This window comes from Nostoc sp. UIC 10890 (assembly GCF_054786515.1).
Map to the genome: position 1 here is coordinate 1,860,696 of NZ_JBSGKF010000001.1, position 26,210 is coordinate 1,886,905.

The 26,210-nt window shown below is 41.9% G+C and carries 23 protein-coding genes; 17 read left to right on the forward strand and 6 right to left on the reverse strand.

Features of this window, described 5'->3' with window-relative positions; genetic code table 11:
- Nucleotides 1–586: 586 nt before the first annotated feature.
- The 3 genes from ACWATR_RS07350 to ACWATR_RS07360 all read left to right on the forward strand — a co-directional run bounded on the left by ACWATR_RS07350 (nucleotide 587) and on the right by ACWATR_RS07360 (nucleotide 5,875).
- Nucleotides 587–3,595 (forward strand): peptidase domain-containing ABC transporter, encoded by a 3,009-nt coding sequence (locus ACWATR_RS07350; protein ID WP_460330958.1) that lies wholly within the window; start codon nucleotides 587–589, stop codon nucleotides 3,593–3,595.
- Nucleotides 3,596–3,690: 95 nt separating this feature from the next.
- A complete protein-coding gene (locus ACWATR_RS07355; RefSeq protein WP_460330960.1) occupies nucleotides 3,691–5,274 on the forward strand; it encodes an HlyD family efflux transporter periplasmic adaptor subunit in 1,584 nt (527 codons plus the stop codon).
- 103 nt (nucleotides 5,275–5,377) lie between these two features.
- The gene (locus tag ACWATR_RS07360) at nucleotides 5,378–5,875 is read left to right on the forward strand and encodes a DUF427 domain-containing protein (RefSeq protein WP_460330962.1); all 498 of its coding nucleotides are present in this window, start codon (nucleotides 5,378–5,380) and stop codon (nucleotides 5,873–5,875) included.
- 268 nt (nucleotides 5,876–6,143) lie between these two features.
- Here ACWATR_RS07360 and ACWATR_RS07365 read toward each other — a convergent pair whose 3' ends face one another.
- The gene (locus ACWATR_RS07365; protein WP_460330964.1) at nucleotides 6,144–7,136 is read right to left on the reverse strand and encodes a metal ABC transporter solute-binding protein, Zn/Mn family; all 993 of its coding nucleotides are present in this window, start codon (nucleotides 7,134–7,136) and stop codon (nucleotides 6,144–6,146) included.
- Between the two features lie 674 nt (nucleotides 7,137–7,810).
- Here ACWATR_RS07365 and ACWATR_RS07370 point away from each other — a divergent pair.
- The 6 genes from ACWATR_RS07370 to ACWATR_RS07395 all read left to right on the forward strand — a co-directional run bounded on the left by ACWATR_RS07370 (nucleotide 7,811) and on the right by ACWATR_RS07395 (nucleotide 12,708).
- Nucleotides 7,811–8,146 carry a hypothetical protein gene (locus ACWATR_RS07370; RefSeq protein ID WP_460330966.1) on the forward strand — a complete coding sequence of 112 codons (336 nt, stop codon included), beginning with the start codon at nucleotides 7,811–7,813 and terminating at the stop codon, nucleotides 8,144–8,146.
- 412 nt (nucleotides 8,147–8,558) lie between these two features.
- A complete protein-coding gene (locus ACWATR_RS07375) occupies nucleotides 8,559–8,909 on the forward strand; it encodes a YtxH domain-containing protein (protein ID WP_435020219.1) in 351 nt (116 codons plus the stop codon).
- A gap of 11 nt (nucleotides 8,910–8,920) precedes the next feature.
- Nucleotides 8,921–9,460: a DUF948 domain-containing protein gene (locus ACWATR_RS07380; RefSeq protein ID WP_460330968.1), complete on the forward strand. Its 540-nt coding sequence runs from the start codon at nucleotides 8,921–8,923 to the stop codon at nucleotides 9,458–9,460.
- Nucleotides 9,461–9,648: 188 nt separating this feature from the next.
- Entirely contained in the window at nucleotides 9,649–10,458 is an 810-nt protein-coding gene (locus tag ACWATR_RS07385; protein ID WP_435020211.1) for a TPM domain-containing protein, read from the forward strand.
- A 104-nt stretch (nucleotides 10,459–10,562) separates the two neighbouring features.
- Entirely contained in the window at nucleotides 10,563–11,192 is a 630-nt protein-coding gene (locus tag ACWATR_RS07390) for a precorrin-8X methylmutase (RefSeq protein WP_460330971.1), read from the forward strand.
- 100 nt (nucleotides 11,193–11,292) lie between these two features.
- The gene (locus tag ACWATR_RS07395; protein ID WP_460330973.1) at nucleotides 11,293–12,708 is read left to right on the forward strand and encodes a right-handed parallel beta-helix repeat-containing protein; all 1,416 of its coding nucleotides are present in this window, start codon (nucleotides 11,293–11,295) and stop codon (nucleotides 12,706–12,708) included.
- Nucleotides 12,709–13,043: 335 nt separating this feature from the next.
- Here the strand turns inward: ACWATR_RS07395 and ACWATR_RS07400 are convergent, their stop codons facing one another.
- From ACWATR_RS07400 to ACWATR_RS07415, 4 genes are all read right to left on the reverse strand, one after another.
- Nucleotides 13,044–13,730 carry a phosphate ABC transporter permease gene (locus tag ACWATR_RS07400; RefSeq protein ID WP_460330975.1) on the reverse strand — a complete coding sequence of 229 codons (687 nt, stop codon included), beginning with the start codon at nucleotides 13,728–13,730 and terminating at the stop codon, nucleotides 13,044–13,046.
- Between the two features lie 39 nt (nucleotides 13,731–13,769).
- On the reverse strand, nucleotides 13,770–14,606 hold the full coding sequence (gene dapB, locus ACWATR_RS07405; protein ID WP_460330978.1) for a 4-hydroxy-tetrahydrodipicolinate reductase: 837 nt from the start codon (nucleotides 14,604–14,606) through the stop codon (nucleotides 13,770–13,772).
- A 519-nt stretch (nucleotides 14,607–15,125) separates the two neighbouring features.
- Nucleotides 15,126–15,896, reverse strand: a complete 771-nt coding sequence (gene panB, locus ACWATR_RS07410; protein WP_069072880.1) for a 3-methyl-2-oxobutanoate hydroxymethyltransferase — start codon at nucleotides 15,894–15,896, stop codon at nucleotides 15,126–15,128.
- Nucleotides 15,897–16,003: 107 nt separating this feature from the next.
- Nucleotides 16,004–17,080: a ligand-binding sensor domain-containing protein gene (locus tag ACWATR_RS07415; protein ID WP_460330980.1), complete on the reverse strand. Its 1,077-nt coding sequence runs from the start codon at nucleotides 17,078–17,080 to the stop codon at nucleotides 16,004–16,006.
- 845 nt (nucleotides 17,081–17,925) lie between these two features.
- On the opposite strand from ACWATR_RS07415, the gene ACWATR_RS07420 reads away from it, so the two are divergent.
- From ACWATR_RS07420 to ACWATR_RS07445, 6 genes are all read left to right on the forward strand, one after another.
- On the forward strand, nucleotides 17,926–19,356 hold the full coding sequence (locus ACWATR_RS07420; RefSeq protein ID WP_012410537.1) for a form I ribulose bisphosphate carboxylase large subunit: 1,431 nt from the start codon (nucleotides 17,926–17,928) through the stop codon (nucleotides 19,354–19,356).
- A gap of 100 nt (nucleotides 19,357–19,456) precedes the next feature.
- On the forward strand, nucleotides 19,457–19,867 hold the full coding sequence (rcbX, locus tag ACWATR_RS07425) for a RuBisCO chaperone RbcX (protein ID WP_460330984.1): 411 nt from the start codon (nucleotides 19,457–19,459) through the stop codon (nucleotides 19,865–19,867).
- A gap of 45 nt (nucleotides 19,868–19,912) precedes the next feature.
- Complete coding sequence (locus ACWATR_RS07430; protein WP_069072884.1) at nucleotides 19,913–20,242, forward strand: ribulose bisphosphate carboxylase small subunit; 330 nt, start codon at nucleotides 19,913–19,915, stop codon at nucleotides 20,240–20,242.
- A 153-nt stretch (nucleotides 20,243–20,395) separates the two neighbouring features.
- The gene (locus tag ACWATR_RS07435; RefSeq protein ID WP_460330987.1) at nucleotides 20,396–21,019 is read left to right on the forward strand and encodes a GDSL-type esterase/lipase family protein; all 624 of its coding nucleotides are present in this window, start codon (nucleotides 20,396–20,398) and stop codon (nucleotides 21,017–21,019) included.
- Nucleotides 21,020–21,223: 204 nt separating this feature from the next.
- Nucleotides 21,224–21,769, forward strand: a complete 546-nt coding sequence (gene psbP, locus ACWATR_RS07440; RefSeq protein WP_420759020.1) for a photosystem II reaction center PsbP — start codon at nucleotides 21,224–21,226, stop codon at nucleotides 21,767–21,769.
- Between the two features lie 99 nt (nucleotides 21,770–21,868).
- Nucleotides 21,869–22,462 (forward strand): Maf family protein, encoded by a 594-nt coding sequence (locus ACWATR_RS07445; protein ID WP_460330990.1) that lies wholly within the window; start codon nucleotides 21,869–21,871, stop codon nucleotides 22,460–22,462.
- 91 nt (nucleotides 22,463–22,553) lie between these two features.
- Here ACWATR_RS07445 and ACWATR_RS07450 read toward each other — a convergent pair whose 3' ends face one another.
- A complete protein-coding gene (locus tag ACWATR_RS07450; protein WP_460330992.1) occupies nucleotides 22,554–22,784 on the reverse strand; it encodes a hypothetical protein in 231 nt (76 codons plus the stop codon).
- 202 nt (nucleotides 22,785–22,986) lie between these two features.
- Between ACWATR_RS07450 and ACWATR_RS07455 the strand changes: the two genes are divergently transcribed.
- Nucleotides 22,987–23,724: a phycocyanobilin:ferredoxin oxidoreductase gene (locus tag ACWATR_RS07455; RefSeq protein WP_460330994.1), complete on the forward strand. Its 738-nt coding sequence runs from the start codon at nucleotides 22,987–22,989 to the stop codon at nucleotides 23,722–23,724.
- A gap of 1,040 nt (nucleotides 23,725–24,764) precedes the next feature.
- A complete protein-coding gene (locus ACWATR_RS07460) occupies nucleotides 24,765–26,189 on the forward strand; it encodes an HlyD family efflux transporter periplasmic adaptor subunit (RefSeq protein ID WP_460330996.1) in 1,425 nt (474 codons plus the stop codon).
- The last annotated feature ends 21 nt before the right edge of the window (nucleotides 26,190–26,210 follow it).

The window sequence follows — 26,210 nt, forward strand, 5'->3', positions numbered from 1 at the left end:
GATGGAAAATTCTTTCATAATCGGGTATCACGCTGTTTATCAAGAAAGCTCACTGTCTTTTGCCATACGTAATACTGTTAATCCCTATGTTAAAGAATTTGTAAAACATCACTCAAAAATTTAAAGGTTTTTTTATTACATAATTCTTAATAGGGTATTTACTTAGGAAGGCATCTGTGATACTTTCATGTTGATTATCATAAATTAAAATAGGCAACCTTAAATTTAACAAACGCTTTTCTGTGTCTTGGGTTGATGATAAGTATCCATCGTTCATAGTTGCAATGCTAAATATTGATTTTAAACTTGTATAAATTATGTAGCGTTAACCAAGTGATAACTTGCTCTCGATCTATTTACACTATCTTGTTCTGAACAATGCATAAAAATAGAAACCATCTGATGTAAGCGCAGGTATGCAATTAGACTAAAATACCCTCTGTATCTATACATATTGAGCCACGCTGAATGCCATAAAAGTCTTGCTGTTGGTGGCATAAAACCAAACACTGCCACTGTTAGTAAAAAAGATACTCTCTAATATTTTCCACTTTATTCCTCAGTTTTACCTTCAACTTGATTTTATATGACTTATATTAAGAACACTTTTACCGAATTTCTCACCACCCTAGAAGGGTTTGAGCAGTTACCAGATGGAGCGATCGCTAATCTATCAGAACAACTGCAAGCTTGGCGATATCGCATAGGTCAGAAAATCATCGGTAAAGAAAGTCTCCCAGAACGCATCACCATTATTTATGAGGGACAAGTGCGCCTGTTGGGATATGACCCCCAGACGCAAATGCCAATTACCCTAAAATTACTGCAACCAGGGGAAATTATTGGCGAAATTGGTTTGTTGCGCGATATCGCCTGTGAAACAGCGATCGCTTCTACCGAAGTAGTCTGTTTAACCTTGAGTGCATCAGCATATTTTAGCTTTCTGGCTTCATACCCAGCTTTTGCCGAAGCTCGTAAGAACCGCAGTTATTTGGTAGAAGTTTTTGATATTCTCGGTTCCTATTGGCAAAAACAAGCGATCGCTACTTTAAACCTCAGAGAACTGGCAGAAAAAGCTTTACCACAGGCGAAAGTACAATACTTACCCCCAGGGAAAACTTCATTTAACCAACTGGATAGTGAAAGCGTCTGGTTTGTAAGTGGCGGTGGGACAGTCACGAATTTATCACCTGGCGATCGCTTAGAATCAGACGACGACAGAGACAAGATTCAGGTCATAGGTCAAAACCCCGCAAGGTTACTTGGTATACATCCCTCAGATTTGATCTTGGAAGATAGCCATGAGATAGTACTTGCGGTAAATAACACCCAATTAGATACCCAAGATGAAGATGAATTAGATATCCCTTATGCATCAGACGAAATAGTTCCACAGACAGCCCCCCAAACCTCAAATAGTTCGTCAAAACAGAAATACCCGTTTTTTGGTGGTAAGGGAGAACTAAATACAGCCTTCGCCTGCTTCCAAATGGTCGCGAAGCACCTAGAAATGCCGTTTCGCCGAGAGGTAGTTCGCCGCATCTTAACCGAGCAAGTCAAACGTCAGGGTACTATATCTTTTCAAGTTACTGCTTACCTGGCAGAGTTGATCGGACTTAAAGCGCAGTTGGTAGATATACCGATTGCTTCAGTGACCCGCATTCCGACACCGGCATTGATTCGCTATGGTGATAATTTTGCAGTTTTATATGCAGCGGATGCAAATACCGTGGTAGTGGGTGTCCCATCTAAAGGAATTGTGCGCTGCAAACCTGCTCAATTGGTTGAACAATTAGATGTTGATCCAACCACCTTCCCACCCCAAGCGAGAGTATTACTGCTTACTGCTACCAATGAAACACCCCAAGAACGCTTTAGTTTACGGTGGTTTATACCTTATTTGTCAAAGCATCGGCGAGTCTTAATAGAGGTTTTTATTGCTTCCTTTTTCGTGCAGTTGGCGGCGTTGGCAAATCCGCTAGTTGTCCAGTTAATTATCGACAAAGTTATCACTCAAAATAGTATTGGTACACTACATATTTTGGGGATTTTACTATTAGTAGTCGGGCTATTTGAAGCAGTGCTGACTACCTTACGAACCTACTTATTTGTCGATACCACTAACCGGATCGATATGGGATTAGGGTCGCAAATCATCGATCACTTACTACGTTTACCTCTGCGTTATTTTGAACGCCGACCGGTGGGTGAACTTTCTACTCGCATCAACGAATTAGAAAATATCCGCCAATTCTTAACTGGTACTGCCTTAACAGTTGGGTTAGATGCTCTTTTCTCGGTGGTTTATATCGGTGTGATGCTGATTTATAGTTGGCAACTCACCTTGGTAGGCTTAAGCACAATTCCAGTGTTTATTGTGATCACTTTAATTGCTTCTCCCACAATTAGTAGACAGTTACGTGCCAAAGCCGAACGCAACGCCGAAACTCAATCTTATTTAGTGGAGGTGATGTCAGGAATTCAAACAGTTAAAGCGCAAAATATCGAATTGCGATCGCGCTTTTCTTGGCAAGAGCGTTATGCTCGGTTTGTCGCCGCTGGTTTTAAAACAGTTGTGACTTCCACCCTCGCGAACTCTACCAGTAACTTTCTCAACAAACTCAGCAGCTTACTAGTTTTGTGGGTAGGAGCTTATCTAGTACTCCAAGGAGAATTAACTTTAGGCGAATTAATTGCTTTTAGAATTATATCGGGTTACGTCACCAGCCCCATATTGCGTTTAGCTCAACTCTGGCAAAGCTTCCAAGAAACTGCCTTGTCTCTAGAGCGTTTAAGCGATATTGTCGATACACCACAAGAAGGAGAAACAGACCGCTACAACATACCCTTACCTGCGATTAAGGGAGCAGTGAAATATGAAAATGTTTCCTTCCGTTTTGGTACAAGTGGCCCTCTACAACTTTCTAATGTCAACCTCGAATTTACACCAGGTAAATTTATCGGCATCGTCGGACAAAGTGGTTCTGGTAAAAGTACGATGATGAAATTACTGCTGAGACTTTACGAAACCGAGTCTGGCAGAATCTTGATTGATGGTTATGATATCGCCAAAGTGGAGCTTTATTCACTGCGACGACAAATTGGTGTAGTTCCCCAAGAAACGTTGTTGTTTGATGGCAGTGTTCAGGAAAATATTGCCCTAACCAATCCCGATGCGACAACCGAAGAAATTATCGAAGCGGCTCAAGTTGCTTGCGCCCACGAGTTTATCATGAACTTGCCCAACGGTTACAACACACGGGTGGGAGAACGGGGTTCGGCACTTTCAGGTGGACAAAGACAAAGAATTGCGATCGCTCGTTCAGTTTTACAACGACCAAAATTATTAGTTTTAGATGAAGCAACTAGCGCCCTAGACTATCCCACAGAACGGCAAATCTGTCTGAATTTAGCCAAAGCATTCAAGGGTGATACAGTATTTTTTATTACTCACCGCCTGAACACCGTGAGTAATGCAGACATGATCGTTGTGATGGATAATAGCAGGGTTATAGAACAAGGAAGCCATCAAGAATTAATGGCTACTAAAGGTCATTATTATTATCTATATCAGCAACAAGATGTGAATTTGTAATTAGTCATTAGTTGTGGGCAAAAGTTTTTGGCATCGGGAAACATTGCCCACCCTACAAAAAATCTAAAATCTAAAATCCAAAATCCAAAATCGTTATGACTCAACTTAATGGAAATCACCTCAACGGTAATCAGAAGAACGGCAATCAAAAAAATGGAGTCAAGCAAGATTCACCGATACTTACCAAACAACAGAAAGCTGAACAAGAGTCTTTAATTAACTCAAGTTCTCAAGAATTTGAGCAATCTGTTGTCTTGCGCCAATCTCCAATTTGGTCGCGTACAATCATGGTTACTCTTATGGCTTTGGCCTGTTTTGGAATTACCTGGGCTTATTTTGCAAAAATTGAGCAAGTAGTGCCAGCAACAGGGCAATTAAAGCCGGAAGGAACAATCAAAGAAGTTCAGGCTCCTGTTAGTGGAGTAGTAAAAACAGTTAATGTCAAAGATGGACAAGAGGTAAAGCCAGGAGATTTGCTACTGACCTTTGATTCCATAGCCCCTGTTGCTGAATTAAATTCTTTGAACCAGATTCGCATTGCATTAATGAAAGAAAACCAGATTTATCGCCGATTAATGGGAGCGAGTAATGCTACAGGCTCAGAACTGTTATTTTTGCGCGGTAATTTGCCACAAGAAACTGCTTTTCTGCTGAAAAGTCGGGCAGCACTAGTAGCAGAAAATGACCTATTGCGGACTCAATTAAAAAATTCTGGTCAAGATTCTAGACTAGGTATTGATGAACAGCAACGTCTAGAAGTTGCCAAAAGAGAGTTAGATTCTCGGTCAGCTGCGGCAGAATTAGAAATAGAGAAAACCAAAAAACAACTGTCTCAAAATCAAGTCAAATTAGAAGATACTAAAGCCGGTTTAGCAATTCAACAGCAGATTCTAGATAAACTTAAAATATTAGCAGAAGAAGGCGGTATTTCTCAGCTTCAATATCTCAACCAACAACAACAAGTACAAACCCTCGCGGCGGAAGTAGCACAACTAGGTGAAGAACAAAAACGCCTCCAGTTTGATATTCAAAAAGGACGGCAAGAGCTAAGTAATACCGTAGCTGTTTCTGATAAAAACATTGTAGACAATATAGCTAATAACAAAAAACGCATTGCCGAAATCGATAGTCAATTCACGAAAGTTCTTCTAGATAACGAACAACGTTTGGCAGATGTCAATAGTAAAATATCTCAAACACAGTTAAACGTTAGATATCAAGAACTCCGCGCACCTGTAGCTGGAACAGTTTTTGATTTGCAAGCAAAAAACCCTGGTTTTGTAGCGAATCCGACTACAAAACTGCTGCAAATTGTCCCCAATGAAAACTATATAGCTGAAGTTTTCATCACCAACAAAGATATCGGTTTTGTACGGAAAGGCATGAAGGTAGATGTCAGAATTGACTCCTTTCCTTACAGCGAGTTTGGCGATATCAAAGGGGAAGTGAGTGACATAGGGTCAGACGCATTACCGCCAGACCAAACCCATCAGTTTTATAGATTCCCGGCAAAAGTGTCATTGGATAAGCAATCCTTAGTGATTAGGGGTAAAAATGTTACTTTGCAATCAGGTATGTCCATCAGCGCCAATATCAAAGTGCGTGAAGAACGGACTGTGCTTAGTTTATTCACTGAGTTGTTTACCAAGCAAGTTGATAATCTTAAACAGGTGCGTTAAACAAATTTGAGATTGGAAATTGTGAGAAACTGGAAAATAAGTAATGCATTAGTAATGGTTTATATTAAAAAATATAAGCCATTACTAATTGCTGATATCTAAAATGGTTAATTCTCAACGCATCGAACCCGCTCCCGGACAAGAATCAGTTTGGGATTACCCCCGTCCTCCTCGTCTAGAGGACACAAGCAAACATATCCAAATAATCTTTAACGGCGTAATAATTGCAGATACCCACAACGCCAAACGTGTTTTAGAAACTAGTCATCCTCCTTCTTACTACATTCCTCCTGCGGATATCAAAATGGAATATCTACAAATGACACCACAATCTAGCTTTTGTGAGTGGAAGGGAGGTGCTTTTTACTACACAATTCAAGTTGGTGACAAAGAAGTTCATAATGCTTGTTGGTTCTATCCCAACCCCACACCAGCCTTTGAATCTCTCAAAGACTACGTAGCTTTTTACGCTCATTTAATGGATAAATGCTACGTGAATAGTGAAGAGGTGCAACCACAACCCGGTAACTTTTACGGCGGTTGGATAACCAGTGATATTGTTGGGCCATTTAAAGGCGCTCCTGGTACTTGGGGATGGTGAGTCAATTTTAGATTTGGGATTGTAAACTTGATAAGTCTAAATCAAAGAATCTCTTTTAACGTTTAAAATCCGAATTTTATCGAACAGAATTCTGACTTCTGAATTCTTCTTCAACTGAAAAAATAGGTTTATAAACCAATACGGTTCAGCTAAGGGCTAAGTGTACAAAATTGTGGGTTTTCGAGACGCGATAAATCGCCGTCTCTACAAGTGTATTGGTCTTATCTGAACTGTATTGGTTTATAGATTTACTAAATTGATGTTATTGCTATCTAGCAGCTTTCACTTGAAACATCAAATATGTCCCTCCTAGACCTTCCACAATTGTGCGTGTATTGGCAATCATCATTTTTTGATAAGTGTCCCCGTCGCTTCCTGCTTCTCCAAGTCCCTCAGCATACAGGTTTTTGTTAGAAACTTTAACTTCGGCTTCTGTGGCTACAGATTCAATCAAATTAGGGTTAATTTCTACCTTAGCAAAAACTGTTGGCACTCTAGCCCGTTTAATATTTGTAGCTAAATTTTTGACTCGTGCGGCTGTCAGTTTTTCATTAGTACTAATACTTTGTAATCCCCCTGCTAATGGAATACCGTATGCTTTGGCGTAATAACCCAGTTCATCATAGGTTGTAACTAACTTGCGTTGTTTGGCAGGAATACTGGCAATTCTTGACTTAATCCAGCTATCGAGTTGAGTCAGTTCATTTGTAATTTTTTTAGTATTGCTGGTATAAGCCTCTGCATCACTAGATTCTAATTTTCTCAAGTTACTATTAATTACCTCCACCATTCTGATAGCATTTTTGGTATTGTGCCAAAGATGAGGATCAGTTACATTCTTAGCACCTGCCTGAAATTTTTGTGGCTTAGGCACTGCCAGTTGACCAACGGCTATTTTCGGTGCTGGGTTTTTAGTCGCTTTAATTAATTTGATCAGATTTGGTTCAAAATTATAACCAGTATAAAGAATAAGATTAGCTTGCTCAATGGCTTCACGATCTTCCTGTTTTGGTTTATAAAATTGGGGGTTGGCAGTAGGAGAAATTAAGCAGGTGAGGTTAACTGTATTTCCGGCAACCTGTCTGGTTAAGTCACATAGTACGCTTGTAGTCGCTACGACTTGAGGAAGATTCTCATCTACCTGGGTGCTAGTCTGAGTAAATGTGGTTCTTGCAGCTTGATTTCCACACCCAACAAATCCAATCGTCAAAGTAACAAAAATAGCTCGGAAGAAATTATTCAATGGTGATTTTTTTGACATCCTCAACTCCTACTGGATGTATAAAAAAAGATAATCATTATCGGTAAAGTATTAGTGAAATAGCAAGAGGAAGTCTTCAGCAGGGAAGAGGTTAAGGGGAGACAGGTAAGCCTTCGGCTGAGAAAAGGGTAAAGCTTAAGGGAGGAGGAATTAATAGACTCTCTCCTTTCCCTTTTCCCCAGTCCACACCCAGCAATTTTTGGTTGGTGAACCATTAGTGAGGTTTTTACAGGCAAAATATTTAGTTAACTTCACGCAATAGGCTGGAAAACTGGTAGAGGTAGGAGCACAATAATAAAGACGATGCTGGTAAGCCTTCAAGGAGTGTAGTGTAGTTCTCTCACCGTCTGTTGAAGGGGCTATACCATTGTGCTTGCACACCACAAAGATCGCAAATTGAATAGAGTTATCAGGTTAAGGAGTAGGACGTAGTAATGATGAGGCTTATTGAGCATACGGGTTGATTTCGCAAACCGAGTCGTGAATCTAAAGTAATTGTAGCTGTGGTTTTGCGAGGTGTGGACATATAGTTGTTACAAAATTGGCAAATTGGCGATTTTTTAGCCATCAGCCTTTGTTACACTAAATTTTCACCCTCTAGTTTCTGAATCATTAAATAAGAGCCAAATAAAGTATATAGAACAATTCCTCAAAGCTAATATTGAAGATAAACAATGGTAATTTTAGTTGTCATAATTAACACCCTCATTTCGTTGACACTACTGTATGTGGCTTGGCGGGTGTGGCAACTCAAGCAGCAGCTAGCATACATAGCAGATAGATTAACCGCCTATGAAAGTTGTACCCATACAGCACTGAATAAAGCACCCGAAAATATTTACCTCAGTCAGCAGAATATCCACAACTTACGGCAGAGAAATCAAGCGCTACAAATACAAATTCAACAAGTGCGGCAAATTATCAGTCTACTTTTGCTAGGAAGGCAAATCTGGCAGCGTTATTTTCCGAAGCTAGAGTTAATAACCGGGAAAAGAACAGTTGCAAAATGAGTTATGTCAGGTTCACATGAACATTTATAATTAGGGCTGACGAGGGACACTGAGAGAAGTCCGTAGTAAAATTCTATAGGGTGCATTAGCTTCTGGCGTAGGCATCGCTCCCCCTTCTCATCCCTTACTCTTTAAGTTTGCTAGCAAGAGCGTCTCCGTCAGGAGAAGGGTACAGAACTACGACAGATGTGCTAGCACAAAGAAACCCCGCCAGAAGGCTTGTCGGAGGTTCTAAACTTGGGGATATACGGATATTTTTGGATTATTAAGTAATTAATGCTTTTGATATTAATGAATAAAAGCAACATTTCTGGCTGATATTTTGTCACGATAGATTAACTGGATAAAACCGGTTGAGTCTTGCAAGGGGAGACAACCCACCTAAAATGGGTGTAAGGAGAGAAATAACAAGATGTCTAATAACCGTTCTGGAGTATTTATTGGCGGTTTGATGCTGGGGGCTACTATCGGTGCTTTAACCGGTTTGCTCGCCGCTCCACGCACAGGGCGCGAAACGCGTAAAATTTTGAAAAAATCTGCTAATGCTATCCCAGAATTGGCAGAAGATTTATCAACGAGTGTGCAAATCCAGGCAGATCGTCTTTCTGCTAGCGCACTACGAAACTGGGATGAGACTTTAGATAGATTACGGGAAGCGATCGCAGCTGGTGTAGATGCCAGCCAGCGAGAAAGCCAAGTCTTGAAGCGACAAGCATCTGTGGAAGACTCAGATTCGCTTCCCCAGGAATTAGAACGCTCATAAATGATACAACCGTGATTGAACCCCTGTTTTGGTTGGGACTTTCCTTACTTTTAGTCGCCACAAGCTTGACTGCGGTTTTAGTGGCGGCGATACCGGCTTTGCAGGAGTTAGCACGCGCGGCTCGCAGTGCAGAAAAGCTATTTGATACTCTCTCGCGGGAGTTACCACCCACTTTAGAAGCTATCCGCGTGACTGGCTTAGAAATCACTGACTTAACGGATGATGTCAGTGAAGGTGTAAAAAGTGCTAGTAAAGTAGCGAAGCAAGTTGACCAAAGTCTTGATACTGCAAGAATTCAGGCTCAAAATCTGCAAGTAGGTACGCGCAGCATCTTGATTGGCGCGAAAGCTGCTTGGAGAAATTTCACGCGCCAAAAACCCACAAGGCGAACAGGCGATCGCTTACCAAGCAATGAAAAACCACCACTAACGTTGCGAGAACGAGAAGTGCCCAGGCAAGAAAATCGCCGGATAAACGCAGAAGTGTACCGTGCTAATGACGGTTATAACGACGCCGTTAGCTGGGAAACCAATTTCGATGATGAAGATTGAATTAGGGGATCGAGCATGGGGCATTGGTTATTCTCCTTGTTCCCTCATCTTCCCCACTCCCCAAAAACCCTTTGCTTTGATCCCCTAGATTAGAGTAAAGTAAACAAGTGTAAAGAACTATCATTTTTCTAGTACTCTTTTAAAACAACCTGTTCGCTTTTACCGTTGATATTTGTATAAAAACGTCCATGCAATCTTGTTTTTGGCGACGAATTCTCGTATCTATTGCAATATTTTTCCTGGCTGGGTCAATTTGGGTCATGCATTCTCCCCCAGCACTGGCTTATGACAATCCTGAGTTACTCCCTAACACCTTTACGCCAGTTGTAGACTTAGCTAAATCTCTGCCTGTGCTGCAAGAAGAAAAGCTTGTTAAAGATTTAGAGCAGTTTGAAGCCGATACGGGCTGGAAACTGCGAGTATTGACTCAGTACGATCGCACCCCAGGTCGCGCAGTTATAAAATATTGGGGTTTGGATGACAAAAGTATTTTACTAGTTGCCGATTCTCGTGGCGGTAACATTCTCAGTTTTAGTGTCGGCGATGCTGTTTATAAGCTTTTACCCCGGACTTTCTGGATAGAATTGCAAACCCGTTTTGGTAATTTGTACTTTGTCCGTGAACAAGGCGAAGACCAAGCCATTCTGCAAGCTTTAGAATCCGTTAAAGGCTGTTTAATCAAGGGTGGTTGCAATGTTGTCCCCGGACTACCACGAGAACAGTGGATTCTCACCTTGATTACCTCAGTTATTGGTGGGGTGATTTGTGGATTTGCAGCTCAACCCCGCGAGAAAGGACAAATTTTTGCTTGGCAATGGGCTTTAATTTTCTCACCTTTGTGGGGAATCTTGTTTATTGCCTTTGGCATTGGGCCAGTGGTGACACGCACAAGTGACTGGTTACCTCTAGTTCGCAATATCTCTGGGTTTCTCATTGGCGTCTTGGTTGCCTACTTATCTCCTATTTTCAGTCGGCCTTCTTCCAGTAATGAGTTATGAGTGAGTAGTTAGGAGTTTTTAATTAACTTATCACTCCTAACTCCTAACTCTTAACTCTCTGAAGCTGATAAGCTGAAAGCTAATATTTGAGAAGCTCAACAAAAATGGAATGGCACGTAACTGATGCTCAAAGTTTAGCAATTATTGATAGTGAAATTGGTGATCATGTCTTTTCACCCGCAGAGTATGAGATTGTGCGTCGCGTAATCTACGCCACGGCTGACTTTGAGTATAAGTCTTTGATTCGCTTTTCGGAGCGTGCCTTGCAAGCTGGAGCCGCAGCACTAGCCGCGCGTACCACGATTGTGGTAGATGTGCCGATGGTACAAGTAGGTATTGCATCTGACATTCAAAACACCTTTGCTAATCCGCTGTATTGCAGCATGGAAGCTCTAACACGCCCTCAAAAAGAAAAAACTCGCGCAGCATGGGGAATAGAAACCTTAGCAAAGCGTTATCCAGAGGGTATTTTTGTGGTTGGTCAAGCACAAACGGCATTGACTGCACTGGTAGATTTAATTGAAGCTGAGGAAATTAGACCTGCTTTAATAATTGCGACTCCAGTGGTATTTGTAAATGCTGATGAAGCTAAGGAGCGTTTACAAGACTCTCTAGTGCCTCATATTACAATTGACAGTCGCAAAGGGAATGCAGTTGTAGCAGCTGCGATCGTTGATGGATTGGTAGACTTGGCTTGGCAAGCCTATGGACAAGATGGAAATCGGGGAAGCTAGTCAGATCGGCTCTATTGTATTCTGTATCCAAAAGAGTATTCAAAATCACTGGATATCCTGATATTTTTGTTAAGTAGTGCACATCAAGGAGCCTTTTGTTGTGGTAATTCAAGGTTTCAGTTTCAGCGCATATCTTGCAATTCCTGTGGTATTAAGTCTTTTAGCTGAGGGAGAAAGTATAAAAGTACCTTTAGTTGAAAACGTCCATCAGATATCCACTAACAAGGAAATGCTCCTATCCAGCCGTGAGCTAATCAGCGCTCAAGTAACACCGAAAACATACTATGTTAGTGGTGCTGGAAACGACAAAAATAGCGGACTCTCTACTTCATCCGCTTTTAGAACTATTCAAAAGGCAGCAAATCTAACTAACCCTGGCGATACAGTATTGATTATGAATGGAGTATATACAAATTCAGCCAAGGCTGGGAGTGTAGTAAATATTAAACGTTCTGGAACTGCAAAAGCATGGATCAAATATAAAGCATATCCTGGGCATTTACCAAAAATTCAGCACAATACATGGAACGGTATCTTAGTTTCAAATGGAGCTTCATATATCGAGATCAACGGGCTAGAAGTCATCGGAAACAATGCCAATATAACCCTTGATTATGCGATGAGTCAGAAAACTAACAAACTAAACCCGCTGACGAATGGAAACTGCATCAATGTAGATGGGCGAACAAATGGTCATAGCCGTCATATACGTATTGTCAATAACAAGGTACACAAGTGTGGAGGAGCAGGCATTTCAGCGATTGAATCTGACTACGTAACAATAGATAATAATGTGGTGTTCGATAATGCCTGGTACAGCGTTTATGGTTGCAGTGGCATTTCGATGTTGAACAATTGGAATTCTGACAACAACAGGGGATACAAGATGTTTGTTACCAACAACAAGTCTTACAACAATCGTATGTATATCCCTTGGATTGCAGTTGGAAAGATCACAGACGGTAATGGCATTATTATTGATAGTACAAGAAATGATCAGAATAACTCAAAATTGGGTGCATATAAAGGATACACTTTAGTTCAAAACAATCTTACATTTAATAATGGTGGATCAGGTATTCATGCATTTTTGAGTGAGCATGTTGATATTGTCAATAACACAGCTGTTTTAAATAATCAAAGTCCAGAAATTAATGGCGGGCAAATATTTGCTCATACGTCATCTGATGTCAGAATTCTTAGGAACATTCTTTATGCTTTTCCTGGAAAACAGGTTAATAATAATACTAAAAATGCAAATGTTGTTTATGATTATAATATCTACATCAATAGTTCTAAGGTAAGTGTTAAGGGCCCTCGTGATATTGTTGCAAACTCACAATTTTTAAGTAAGTATCCTACTCTAGAAAAAATCTCTGGCGATTGGAAGTTGCGGCTAGATAAACAAAACCCACCAAAGCGGACTTATGTAGAACCTCAGTCGGCAGGTTTTGTTTGTGGGACGGTGACTTATCGCTTGCAAGGAAAACTTATAAAAGTTGGATGTTCTCGTTAGTAATTAGCCAGTCTCGATGAAACGAGTTTCAGAGGATGTTTTAAAAGTGGTTGGCTGTAATTTTAGGCACTTATTAATTCTCACAACCCCCCTTAAAAAGGCTACGGTATGTACACAAGTCTGAAATAACTGATTAACGAAGGTTTTACCCCACCCTAAGAGGTTGTTTGAAAAGTCCTGTTGTTGGTAGTGAAAAGTTTTAGATCCCCCTAAATCCCCCTTAAAAAGGGGGACTTGTAGTTAAGAACAAACTACTAAAAGGCCTACAATAGGTAGCTGGTTAATTAGTGTAGGTATGTTTCTTGCGCGTGTCTGCAAGAGAAGCCTATGCTTCATTAATCCTCTACTCTACGACGCCGCCGACGTGGCTTTTGTTGTTGGTCTTCACGCAAGCGGCGACCGACTTCATTAAAGAAATCCCGCCGCAGATAAGGATAATCGCTTACCCACAAGTTACTATTGGGAAAGTATATATCGCTGAATTCTTCAATACTACTTAAATCTGGGCGATTTGACATTACTACCATTTCTGCAATTTGACCACGAGTAATAACTTTGTGAGCAGAACGTAACGGTGCTACAAACTCAACGCTAAATCCTGTGTCATCTCCTATTTCTAAATTTATCTGTTTTTCTCGGTTTTCTATAATTACCAATTCGCCTTTGTTGTTGACTGTTTCGGTTTTACCTATCAACTGGTCTGTAATCCACCAATCTAAGACTCGACCACGGAAAAAGCCGCCATATTTGTAACGGCGGCATTGTAAATTCCGCATACTTGCTTGAAACACTGGATACCACAGCCAAAAAAATGCGCTAATTATCCCTAGCACAAATACTATTGAAGCAAACTCAAGTCTAAAAACGACTGTTACAAGCAAAATAACGACTACTGCAACTACAGAAATTAACAGCCGTTGCAAAAAATTTGAGAACTTCCCCCAGTAGTACTTATACTGCAAACCAGTGGCAATTAGGGGGACAACTTGTTCAAATTTCTGGCGAGTCAGTGGTACTAACATGAGTGCTGAGTAATGAATGCTGAATAATGTGTTTAAAGTTTAAAGTATCTTTTCTAATCCATATACTAACGACTTTAGCGCTAAGACTTTGCGAATCGCTAGTAGCACTCCTGGCATATAACAAGCGCGATCGCTCGTATCATGTCGTAAAGTATAAATCTGTCCAGCTGCGCCAAAAATCACTTCCTGGTGGGCAATCAATCCCGGCAAGCGCACGCTATGAATTCTAATCCCTTCGTCTGCGATACTGCCCCTAGCTCCTGGTAATTTCTCCGTTTCTTCTACAAGAGCAGGGTTGAAAGTTTTACCCAATTCTCCTAATAATTGCGCTGTTTGAATGGCAGTACCACTGGGAGCATCGGCTTTTTGGTTGTGATGCAGTTCGATAATTTCTACATGGTCAAAATATTTTGAGGCTGCGATCGCAGCTTGTTGCAACAGTACCATCCCAATGGAAAAATTAGGAATAATTAGGCAACCAGTGCTAGCTTTGTCGGCAAAGTCTGCCAAGTCTTGAATTTGTTCTGGACTTAAGCCAGTGGTGCCAACTACAGGACGAATACCGTAAGCGATCGCACTGCGAATATTGTCATAAACTGAATCGGGATGGGTAAAGTCTACAATCACCCCTGGAGGAGACTGTCTGTCGCCAGCCACATACCCCAACATCGGTTCTAATTGATTGGTAATCGGCACTTCCAGAGGTTCGCTTAAACCCGCCAACTCCCCAGCGTCTTTATCTTGATGTTCTAAACTGTAGTCAATTGCACCCACTAGGTTTAAGTCAGGTGCTTGTGCCACCGCCTTAACCACTTCACGGCCCATTTTGCCAGCAGCACCGTTGACAATAACCGGGATAGGAGCTTGATTCGTCATAGGTCGAGAAATACTTTTTGAGTCAACAAAGGAATTGTAAAGACTTTCGCGATCTAGTAGCTAGCTTCTCAAATCTCTGGCTTAATTCTGACAACCCTGATTTGTGTAACTAATCTCTTATTTTTTCTACTCCCCAAAAGAGCGATTCTCATTTTCATCCCATTATTTTAGCCAGTAACCCGTTTTATTTTCCGCTCATGCTGCTTTGATAAGTATTGCTTATACTTTCTATCAGCCTTTATTTGTCAAGTCTAGTTGACCATTTGTAATATTATTGTTATATTTATTTACATAACTTAGGAAAACCCGAAAATAAGCTTGTATAGCTGAAATTGCACCTTATCTACTGCCTATGTAGTTTTGGTTACATTGGGTGTTAACTAAGAAAAACAGACTTCGGTATTGTATCCCATCGACATTTGGACTTCTCCTATATACCTCGGCTATTAAGTCGGGGTTTTTTGTGTTCTCGATTAGCCGCTAATTGCTTTAACTTTTGTATTAATTCGGAATTATTCTTCAAGGAAACTTCCGCTCTCGCACTTCCACAGCATAATCTTGCACGGCTTTGGTAATCGTCTCGCGCAAATTTGTGTAAACTTTGGCGAATGGTGGATGCTTTTCTGCAAGTCCGAGGACATCTGAAGTAACTAAAACTTGTCCATCGCAGTGAATACCCGCACCGATACCAATTGTGGGAATACTTAATTTTTGTGAAATCTGCATTGCTAAATCTGCGGGGATATGCTCTAACACGAGAGAAAATACACCCGCTTGTTCGAGAGCGATCGCTTCTCGTAAAATTCTCTCACTGGCTTCTTGCGTCTTGCCTTGTTGTCGCAAACCCAGTTGATGTACTGATTGTGGTGTCAAACCCACATGACCCATTACCGGAATTCCAGCTTGTACTAAACGAGCCACTGTTTCTGCGATCGCTGGATAGCCACCCTCCAATTTTACCGCTTGAGCGCCCGTTTCCTTCAGTACCCGCCCAGCTGAGTGCATCGCTTGTTGGAGACTTTCTTGATACGTCAAAAATGGTAAATCTACAACTACCAATGCTCGTTTCACCCCACGGCGCACAGATTTGGCATGATATATGATTTCATCCAAAGTTATTGGCAGTGTTGTTTCATACCCTAGAACTACTGCCATAGAGTCACCCACGAGGATTAAGTCTACACCAGCTGCATCGAGGAGTTGAGCGATCGCATAATCCCAGGCGGTCAACGCCACAATTGAACGTCCCTGTTGTTTCCATTGAATTAATTGCTGGGTAGTGATTGCCATTTTTTTAGGTGGGGAGTAGGGAGTTAGGAGTTAAGAGTGAGGAGTGAGGAGTTTTTAATTTAAAAAATTCTTTAACTTATAACTCCTAACTCATAACTCTTAACTAATCATTTAACGGCGCGACTGAAAGCAATATGAGGTTTTGCACTGTCTGTTTTGGGCATTAACCAAGCTAGACCTTCACTAGTTCCAATCCATAATTTATTGCCGATGTCAGGTGCAAGGGCAAGAACCCGACTAGAAGGAAGTCCAGCAACTTCTGCATCTAAGACAGCTCCTGTATTTGGATTTAATCGTAACAAACCATTGTTAGTCCCGACCCAGACACTACCATCCTTAGCAAAACGTACTGCTGTCACGTCACGCCCACGCAGCCGAGTCACAGACCGCAAAACTGCACCAGTTTTTGGGTTAATAACTAGCAAATTATTTGGCATTCCGGCCCAAATTAATCCTTCTGGACTAATAGCCAAAGCTTGTACGGTGGTTCCCGGTAAATCAGCAATCCGCTTCATAATCGCAGCACTAGCAGTATTTACCCGCACTAATCCATCAAGAGTGCCAACCCACAGCTGACCTTCAGCATCTAAAGTCAGGGTGTTGGCGCTGACACCAGGCAGATTTTTTAATGTTGTCATAATCAAGCCTTGGTCGGGACTAATTAGAGCTAAACCACTATCGGTTCCAGTCCACAAATAACCCCGCTTGTCAAGTAATAGCGACAATATCCGTTTAGAAGGCAAAAATAAATTCTGCGCGGTGATTTCGTTAGTGCGGGGGTCTACTCGCATCAGTCCGCCATAACTTCCTACCCACAAACGTCCTACTTTGTCTTGGGCTAAAGCACCAATGGCAATATTCGGTAAGCTAACACGAGAAATAATCTTGCCCGTTTTAGGATCAATCCGCGATAGTCCCCGCCAAGAACCTACCCAAAGATTGCCTGTAACATCTCCCAGTAAGTTACCAACACGGTAATCAGTTTCTGGCGAATTTTCTTGCACTCCTCGCTCATCGGGTAAGGGTTCTACTCGCGGTGGCGGTGGAGAAGCTGGGTAAGCAGGGGTTAAATCAGATGAATTAACATCAGGGGTTTTTTGTGCCCATCCCATACTTGGCAAAGCTATCAACCCCAGGAGGATAGAAGTAATCAATAAACTATTACGCTTGCAAAACAATACCACGGTCACATTCCTTTGGAGACAGTGCCCATAGCCGTTACCTAAACTGGCTTTGGGTTAACTCCAGTGTTCCCCTAGCTGGGATTTTTTAAACATTGGGGATTGGGGAATAGGGACTGGGGACTGGGGACTAGGAAATAAATATTTAGGAATACTTTCTCATTACCCAATACCCAGTCCCGAATACCCAGTCCCCACATACCATTGATGACACTTTGTAAAGCATTCGTAACAAAAAGTTTAAATCTTTATGTAATAACAAAATTAAATAGATAAGTTAAAAACTTTCAAAGAATAACTTATCGAATTCTTGATATATTGTGAAACAAGTTACAAATTACGTGGTGTGCAATTCTTTTATCTTTCACTCACCACTCCGCTAAATCTCTGTCAAGTAAATTCTTTTCTGGTATCTTTTCCATCAAGGGGAAAGATATAGGGAGTGTAAAGCCGGGAATGTGTGCCAGCCAGCCCAATCCCCTGAATATCCCAGTTTATGGGGGAATTATCTGAATGCTACCCGCAAAAACGCGGAAGTTTTGGTGAAATTGAGAAGGTTTAGTTGGGTGCGAAGAAGAGGTAAAAAAGAATTTTGATTTTTAGCAAGAGGGAACAGTAGAAGCGCTAGGTCGTGTACCCCTAGAAGGGGAGAACACTGGTGAGGAGGGCTACCACCGCTACCAAAGTGTCCGCCGCAAAAAAACTGCTAACCTCTGCCAAAGGCAACCCTTAACAAAAATTTTCCTGATCTTCTCCCCCATCTAGGCGGGAAAGAGCCGGGGTGAGGGGAAGTTGCACAAAACGTGATTTGATAATTAATTAAGAGTGATTTCAGGGAAGGATAAAATATGTCTTACGCTCAAACGAAGACTCAGAGCAAGTCTGGGTATCAAGCCGGGGTTAAAGATTACAGACTAACTTATTACACACCCGATTACACACCAAAAGATACCGATCTTCTAGCTGCGTTCCGCATGACACCTCAGCCTGGTGTTCCTCCCGAAGAAGCAGGTGCGGCTGTTGCGGCTGAATCTTCCACAGGTACTTGGACAACTGTGTGGACAGATTTGCTCACCGACCTCGATCGCTACAAAGGTCGTTGCTATGACATCGAACCAGTTCCCGGCGAAGACAACCAGTACATCTGTTACGTTGCCTATCCTTTGGACTTGTTTGAAGAAGGTTCTGTAACCAACGTATTGACCTCAATCGTTGGTAACGTATTTGGTTTCAAAGCTTTACGGGCACTACGTCTAGAAGACATCCGTTTCCCAGTAGCTTACATCAAGACCTTCCAAGGGCCTCCCCACGGTATTCAAGTTGAGCGTGACAAGTTAAACAAATACGGTCGTCCTTTGTTGGGTTGTACCATTAAGCCCAAATTGGGTCTTTCCGCTAAGAACTACGGACGCGCTGTATACGAGTGCTTACGCGGTGGTTTGGACTTCACCAAAGACGACGAAAACATCAACTCCGCACCATTCCAAAGATGGCGCGATCGCTTTTTGTTCGTAGCTGAAGCTATCAACAAGGCTCAAGCAGAAACCGGTGAAATCAAAGGTCACTACCTCAACGTCACCGCCCCCACCTGTGAACAAATGTTGCAACGGGCTGAGTACGCTAAAGAACTCAAACAGCCCATCATCATGCATGACTACCTGACCGCAGGTTTCACCGCCAACACTACATTGGCTCGTTGGTGCCGCGACAACGGTATCTTGCTACACATTCACCGTGCGATGCACGCTGTAATTGACCGTCAAAAGAACCACGGTATCCACTTCCGTGTATTGGCTAAAGCCCTACGTTTGTCTGGTGGCGATCACATCCACACTGGTACAGTAGTTGGTAAGTTGGAAGGTGAGCGCGGCATCACAATGGGCTTCGTTGACCTGTTGCGTGAAAACTACATTGAGCAAGACAAGTCTCGTGGTATCTACTTTACCCAAGACTGGGCTTCTCTACCTGGTGTAATGGCAGTTGCTTCTGGTGGTATCCACGTATGGCACATGCCCGCACTGGTAGAAATCTTTGGTGATGACTCCGTACTACAATTCGGTGGTGGTACTCTGGGACACCCTTGGGGTAACGCTCCTGGTGCAACCGCTAACCGCGTCGCCTTAGAAGCCGTTGTTCAAGCTCGTAACGAAGGCCGTAACTTGGCTCGGGAAGGTAACGATATCATCCGCGAAGCTGCCAAGTGGTCTCCTGAACTGGCTGTTGCTTGCGAACTGTGGAAAGAAATCAAGTTCGAGTTTGAAGCAATGGATACCGTCTGATCTGAGTTAACAGTTAAGAGTTAAGAGTTAAGAGTTAGGATTTGCATTAATTCATAACTCATAACTCATAACTCATAACTCTTCAGGGCTGGGGTCAAGCATGAATCTTAAGCAAATTGCGAAGGACACAGCCAAAACTCTCCAAAGCTATCTGACTTATCAGGCTCTAAGGACAGTATTGGCACAGCTAGGCGAAACTAATCCGCCATTAGAACTTTGGTTGCATAACTTTTCGTCTGGCAAAATTCAAAATGGTGAGTCATTCCTTGAGCAGCTGTTGCGAGAAAAACCAGATTTGGCTTTGCGAATCATGACTGTCAGAGAACACATTGCGGAAGAAATTGCAGAATTTTTACCTGAAATGGTTCGCACTGGCATTCAACAAGCCAATATGGAGCAGCGTCGCCAGCATTTAGAACGCATCACACAAGTAGTAGACACATCTAACCCCAGTCTGCAATCAGAACAGCAAACAACTTCAGATCAGAATTTGGATAACTTATCCAATTAGTTCGGTCAATCTAGTAGTAAAAATCGCAACCCATTATCAAAAGCTATGCAAACTTTACCAAAAGAGCGTCGTTACGAAACCCTTTCTTATCTTCCCCCTCTGTCTGATGCTCAAATCGCTAAACAAGTCCAGTACATCTTGAATCAAGGTTACATTCCTGCGATCGAGTTTAACGAAACTTCTGAGCCAACAGAATTATATTGGACAATGTGGAAGTTGCCTTTGTTCGGCGCTAAATCTACTCAAGAAGTATTGAGCGAAGTTCAAGGATGCCGTTCTCAATTCAACAACAGCTATATCCGTGTTGTGGGTTTTGACAACATCAAGCAGTGCCAAGTTCTCAGCTTTCTTGTTCACAAACCAAACAGATACTAAAAGCTCATTAGCTTTAAGTAATTAGTTTATCCCCATAGGAGAGGTAGAATTATCTACCTCTCCTATTTACTAAATTTGTTTTGAAACATAGAGAGACGCAAAGGGGTACAAAGTTATTCTCTATGTGTCTATACGTTTCTTAAGATACTGATAATGCTAAAAGCAGTCAGAATTTGCTTTGTTGGTGACTCTTTTGTTAATGGTACTGGCGATCCTGAATGTCTTGGTTGGACAGGTAGAATATGCGCTAACACTAATAAAAAAGGTTATGACATTACCTACTATAATTTAGGAATTAGGCGAGATACTAGTACCGATATAGCAAAGCGTTGGTTACAGGAAGTATCACTTCGCTTACCCAAAGAATATGATGGCAGAGTTATATTTTCCTTTGGATTGAATGACACAACAGTGGAAAACGGTAAAACTCGTGTAGATTTTACAGCTTCTATCAAAAATACCCGTGAAATTTTAAGTGAAGCAAAATCCTTGTATCCTATTTTGATGGTTGGATTAGCACCATATGAAGAACGAGAAGACCCAGAAAGAAAGCAGAGAACTATTGATTTATCTAAACAGTTTGCTTTAATTTGTAAGGAATTAAATGTACCTTATTTAGATATTTTTCCGATATTAGAAAAATCAAACATCTGGATAAATGAAGCAAAAGCTAATGATGGTGTTCATCCGCAAGCAGGCGGTTATGCAGAATTTGCCCAAATTGTAGAAAATTGGGACGCTTGGTTAAATTGGTTTCCCCATAACATTCCTATATAATATTTTGGTTGATTGCGGCTGTTCACACCGCTAAACTGTGTCTTGTGTGAAAAAAAGCGATCGCTATACTCAAAAAAAACTTAACATTAACTTCAGAAGTGTTAATTATTCATAAGATAAGACAAGCTCATGGGTTATCATATCGTTCCCCGCTTTCTGGACAAACTGGCTAGTGTTGTCTCCAGCCCAAAGGAATCTGTAGAAATGTTGAAACGAATTGTATTAATTTTACTATTGGTGTTGAGCTTCAGTCTGAGTAATTCGGATGTGGCGGCTGCGGCTGGACTCAAAAGCTTTGTAGACAGTGGTGATGGCTATCAGTTTCTATACCCTAACGGCTGGCTGCCAGTTAAAGTTGCCGATGGGCCAGATGTGGTTTTCCACGATTTGATTGAGGTGTCTGAAAATGTTTCGGTTGTGATTAGCCCAGTTCCAGAAGGCAAAACTTTGTCAGAATTGGGAACCCCAACAGAAGTAGGATACAAATTAGGGAAAGCCGCTCTCGCGCCTCCTGGCTCTGGTCGTTCGGCTGAATTAGTCAATGCCGCAGAGCGAGAAGTAGACGGTAAAACATATTACCTTTTAGAGTATGAGGTTAAACTTCCCAATCAACAGCAACGACACAACATCGCCAGCGTTGCTGTGAGTCGTGGTAAAGTTTTTACCTTCAACGCTTCAATTCCTGAAAAACGCTGGCCGAAAGTTAAACGAATGATTGATGAGGTTGTCAATTCTTTTTCTGTTTATTAATTGGGGAGTGGGGAATGGGGAATGGGGAATGGGGAATGGGGAATGGGGAATAAGAAAGAAACTTAATTACCAATGCCCAATTAACAAATTTGTTAGATCATGAAAATTCCACCTTTTGTACTTGCTTCAGCTTCTCCAGCCCGACGCCGCTTGCTGCAAACTGTTGGTATTGAACCGATAGTTCAATCTAGTGACTTTGATGAGTCGCAAATTGAACTAAGTGAACCAGCAGAATTGGTCAAAACTCTTGCCCAGTACAAAGCGGAAACTGTAGCACCGCAGTTTGAATCGGCTTTGATTATGGGTTGTGATTCAGTTTTGTCCATGAATGGTGAAATTTACGGCAAACCAGCAGATGCTTCAGAAGCGATCGCTCGTTGGCAGATAATGCAAGGTAACTTTGGCGATTTGTACACAGGTCACGCTTTAATTGACCACAACCAAAACCGTACTTTAGTCAAGTCACAAGTTACAAGAGTTTACTTTGCTCAAATGAGCGATCGCGCCATTGAAGCTTATGTTGCCACAGGTGAACCCCTCAAGTGTGCTGGAGCCTTTGCAATTGAAGGTTTTGGTAGTTTCTTCGTAGAAAAAATTGCAGGCTGTCACAGCAATGTCATTGGACTCAGTTTACCCCTGCTACGGCAGATGCTAAGTGAATTGGGATACGATGTCACTGATTTCTGGCAATAGTCCCTTGTTTAAAGTTATTAACCAATGACAAATGAGTAATGAGTAATGAGTAATGACAAATGACAAATGACAAATGACAAATGACAAATGACTAATAACTAAATTGCCTGATATTCAGTATTGCCTCTCCATGATCTGGAATCCAGGCTAACCACTCATCTGCTGAAACTGGACATAATAAAAGTGCTTCGTCAAAACTAAAGGGGTTGGGAAGTTGCAAAAGGTTTACCCAAGTGGAAGCTCTGAACCTCTGTAAGCCTTCCAGATTATAGTGCTTTCTTGTATGTACAGCAAAATCCGGTCTATGGGAATCTAGTTTCATAGCTTTCTATTAGCCTTCACAAATGGGCTAATCTAAAATTATTTCTGTAACCTAGACTACAAAATAAATAATCCTTGTGAAAAGTATCTGTCTTATAAATTTACGTTGGCTGGGTGCAAGTGTTTGCTTATATTGCAGACCACAACAGGTATGACACGACTGGTTGTAGACTGGCCATTTAGATCGCATTCCCAACTAGAATATGTCATTTACTTCTATGCCCTCGCTGCGTGAGCAACAACATCCCCTAATTCGTCAGCTAGCTGATTGTATTGAGGCAGCTTGGCATCAGCACCTGGATCTATCGCCCTACCATTTGCCTGATGAGTTGGGGTATGTGGAAGGTAGACTAGAAGGCGAAAAACTGACGATTGAAAACCGCTGCTATCAAACACCCCAGTTTCGGAAAATGCACTTGGAACTGGCGAAAATCGGAAATATGCTGGATATTTTGCACTGCGTCATGTTTCCCCGTCCAGAATACAACCTGCCGATGTTTGGTTGTGACTTAGTTGGCGGTAGAGGACAAATTAGTGCAGCGATCGCAGACCTTTCTCCGATTCAATTAGAGCGCACCTTACCAGAATCTTATACTTCTGCACTGACACAGCTAACGGTGCTTAACTTTTCCCAACCCCGTGAATTACCAGAATGGGGAAATATTTTTTCGGATTTTTGCATTTTTGTCCGCCCCAGTTCTCCCGAAGAAGAAGCAATGTTTCTGTCGCGGGTGCGAGAATTTTTAGACATTCATTGCACCCAAGCGATCGCCTCACATCCTGTTTCAGTTGAACAAGTCACCCAAAATCTCGCCGGACAACACAACTACTGCACCAAACAGCAGCAAAACGATAAAACCCGTCGCGTCCTAGAAAAAGCCTTTGGCCCAGCTTGGGCAGAACATTACATGACCACAGTTTTATTCGACCTCCCAACTTAAAATAATTCGTAATTCGTAATTCGTAATTCGTAATTCGTAATGACGCGACGCTCCTGCGTCGCTAACGCTTCGCTATCACGGACTCGCTAACGTCATTAAGTTTTGTAACTCTTATAAGACAAGAGCCACAAAACTTGCGTCTGCTAGTTGCTATGCAACTTAAACCCCCACCCAAAATTAGTTAATTATCTCCTTCATCTCCCCCATCTCCCTCATCTGTAGGCTCTGTTACGTTTTCAGGTAAGGGATAAATGTAGAATTCATTCAACGAGAGTTTAATGGAGTCCCAAAACAGCAACAGGGAGAATAGTAAGGTCTTTGAAGCGAATATCACAAAATGGTTTGTTGTCTTAGTAGTGTGCAAGCAACTAGAGACAGCTAACTCATTGACCAGAAGTTAAGGAAACTCTGATGTTAGGAATGCTCAAGTTGACAGATATTTTTTAGTTCGTTAATCGTTGATTCACTTAAGGAAGACTAACTTTTGTAGCAAGATTGTATCCAGCAAAGGCAACAGTCTATTTTTGACGTTTCTTTTCAATTTTGTAACTAACTGTAGCCGTAGTCAATGTAGCAGTAAAGTACCGCATCATACCATTTTGGGATTTTATGTAGAGACGCGATATATCGCGCCTCTGCATCTAGATTCATACTGCTTGTGAATTCTGCTAACTTCCATTGCACTCATGTCTCAATAATACTCAGAGTTATTGAATAGCCAGCTACTATAGCGTTTCTCAGTTTCAATACAGACCTAACCCCCAGCCCTTTCCCTACTAGCGTTGGGGAGTAAGTAAGCTTCAAAGCCTCTCTCCTTTTAGGAGAGAGGTTTGGAGAGAGGTGAATGTATTGCATACAAACGATCGCTATAGAAAACACCATTTTACAAAGCCATAGTGTTGAGCGTTCATCACGCAATGGATTTTTAAGCCATACCCAGCTTTAAACCACTGTTGTTTGTCCTAAGCGGCTGGCTGTTGATTAAAAACCCTTTTATTTTTACTTCCATCAGCACAATTCAGGTAAATGGGCAACATACTATGTCAAGGGTGACTGAAAAGCCAAAGCCAAGTGAGCAGGCACTTAACCAAGAACAACCTAAGATTTGGTGGGGCATCGCTGTAGCTGTGCCCATAGTAATCGCCGCTGGGATACTAGGTACAGCTAAAATCGAGCAGCTGAGAAAACTAACTACATCTGCCCCCGTAATGCCATCTACCAATAGCATTAGTGCTGTAGGGCGTTTGGAACCGCGAGGTGAAGTGGTTAAATTGTCCGCCCCATCATCAGGATTAGCACCATCGTCACGAATTCAGCAACTTTTGGTGAGAGAGGGTGAACAGGTAAAGCAAGGTCAAATTTTGGCAATTTTGGATAACCGTGATACTCAAATAGCCGGACTAGAAGAAGCAAAAGCCAAAGTGCAAGAAGCCCGTGCAAATTTAGCGCAAGTTAGGGCTGGATCTCCAAGAGATATTCAAGCCCAAAGAGCAGTTATTGCTCGCCTACAAGCACAGTTAATTGGCGAAAGGAATGCTCAACAAGCTGCGATCGCCCGGATTGCAGCTCAGTTAAGTGGTGATAAACTTGTCCAACAAGCAACTGTGAATCGCCTAGAAGCTGAACTTAGTGGGCAAAGAGATGCTCTAAGAGCGACCATTACACGTATCCAAGCCGAACAGCGTAATGCTCAAGTAGATGCTGGACGCTATGATTTTTTATACAGAGAAGGTGCTATTTCTCAGCAAGAGCGGGACAGAAGACGCTTGAGTGCAGTAACAGCTAATCAGCAGGTTGTCGAAAGCCAAGCTACCTTAAAGCAGACATTGGCAACCCTGCGACAGCAACTTGCTGAGGCTAGAGCTAACCAAATACAAAATTTAGCAGTTTTGCAACAGCAGCTCATCGAAGCTAAAGTGAACCGCGATAAAACCGTAGCAACTTTGCAAAGACAAATCGATGAAGAAAAGGCCAAACTGAGCAGAATTGTGGACGTTAGTCCTACTGATGTGCAAGTAGCGCAAGCCCAAGTTAGTAATGCCCTCGCAAATGTTAGAAAAGCCGAAGCAGAACTGAGATTGAGCTACGTTCAAGCACCAATCGCCGGAGAAATTTTAAAAGTTTACACCAAATCAGGCGAAGCGATTGGTGCTAATGGCATTGCTGAAATTGGACAAACCAGCCAAATGTTTGTGATTGCTGAAGTCGCCGAAGACAGCATTGGTAAAGTGCGGATTGGTCAAAACGCCACTATCAGCAGCGACAATGGAGCATTTAGCGGCGAGTTAAAGGGAACTGTCACTGAAATTGGTAGAAAAATTGGTAAAAAAGATGTGCTGAATACAGATCCAGCAGCAGATGTAGATGCCAGAGTCGTAGAAGTTAAAATTGCTCTACCTCCAGAAGATAGCGAGAAAGTTTCTGGTTTAACTTACGCCAAAGTTGTTGTCGAAATTAATAACTAATTAAGTTATGGATGAGCAGTA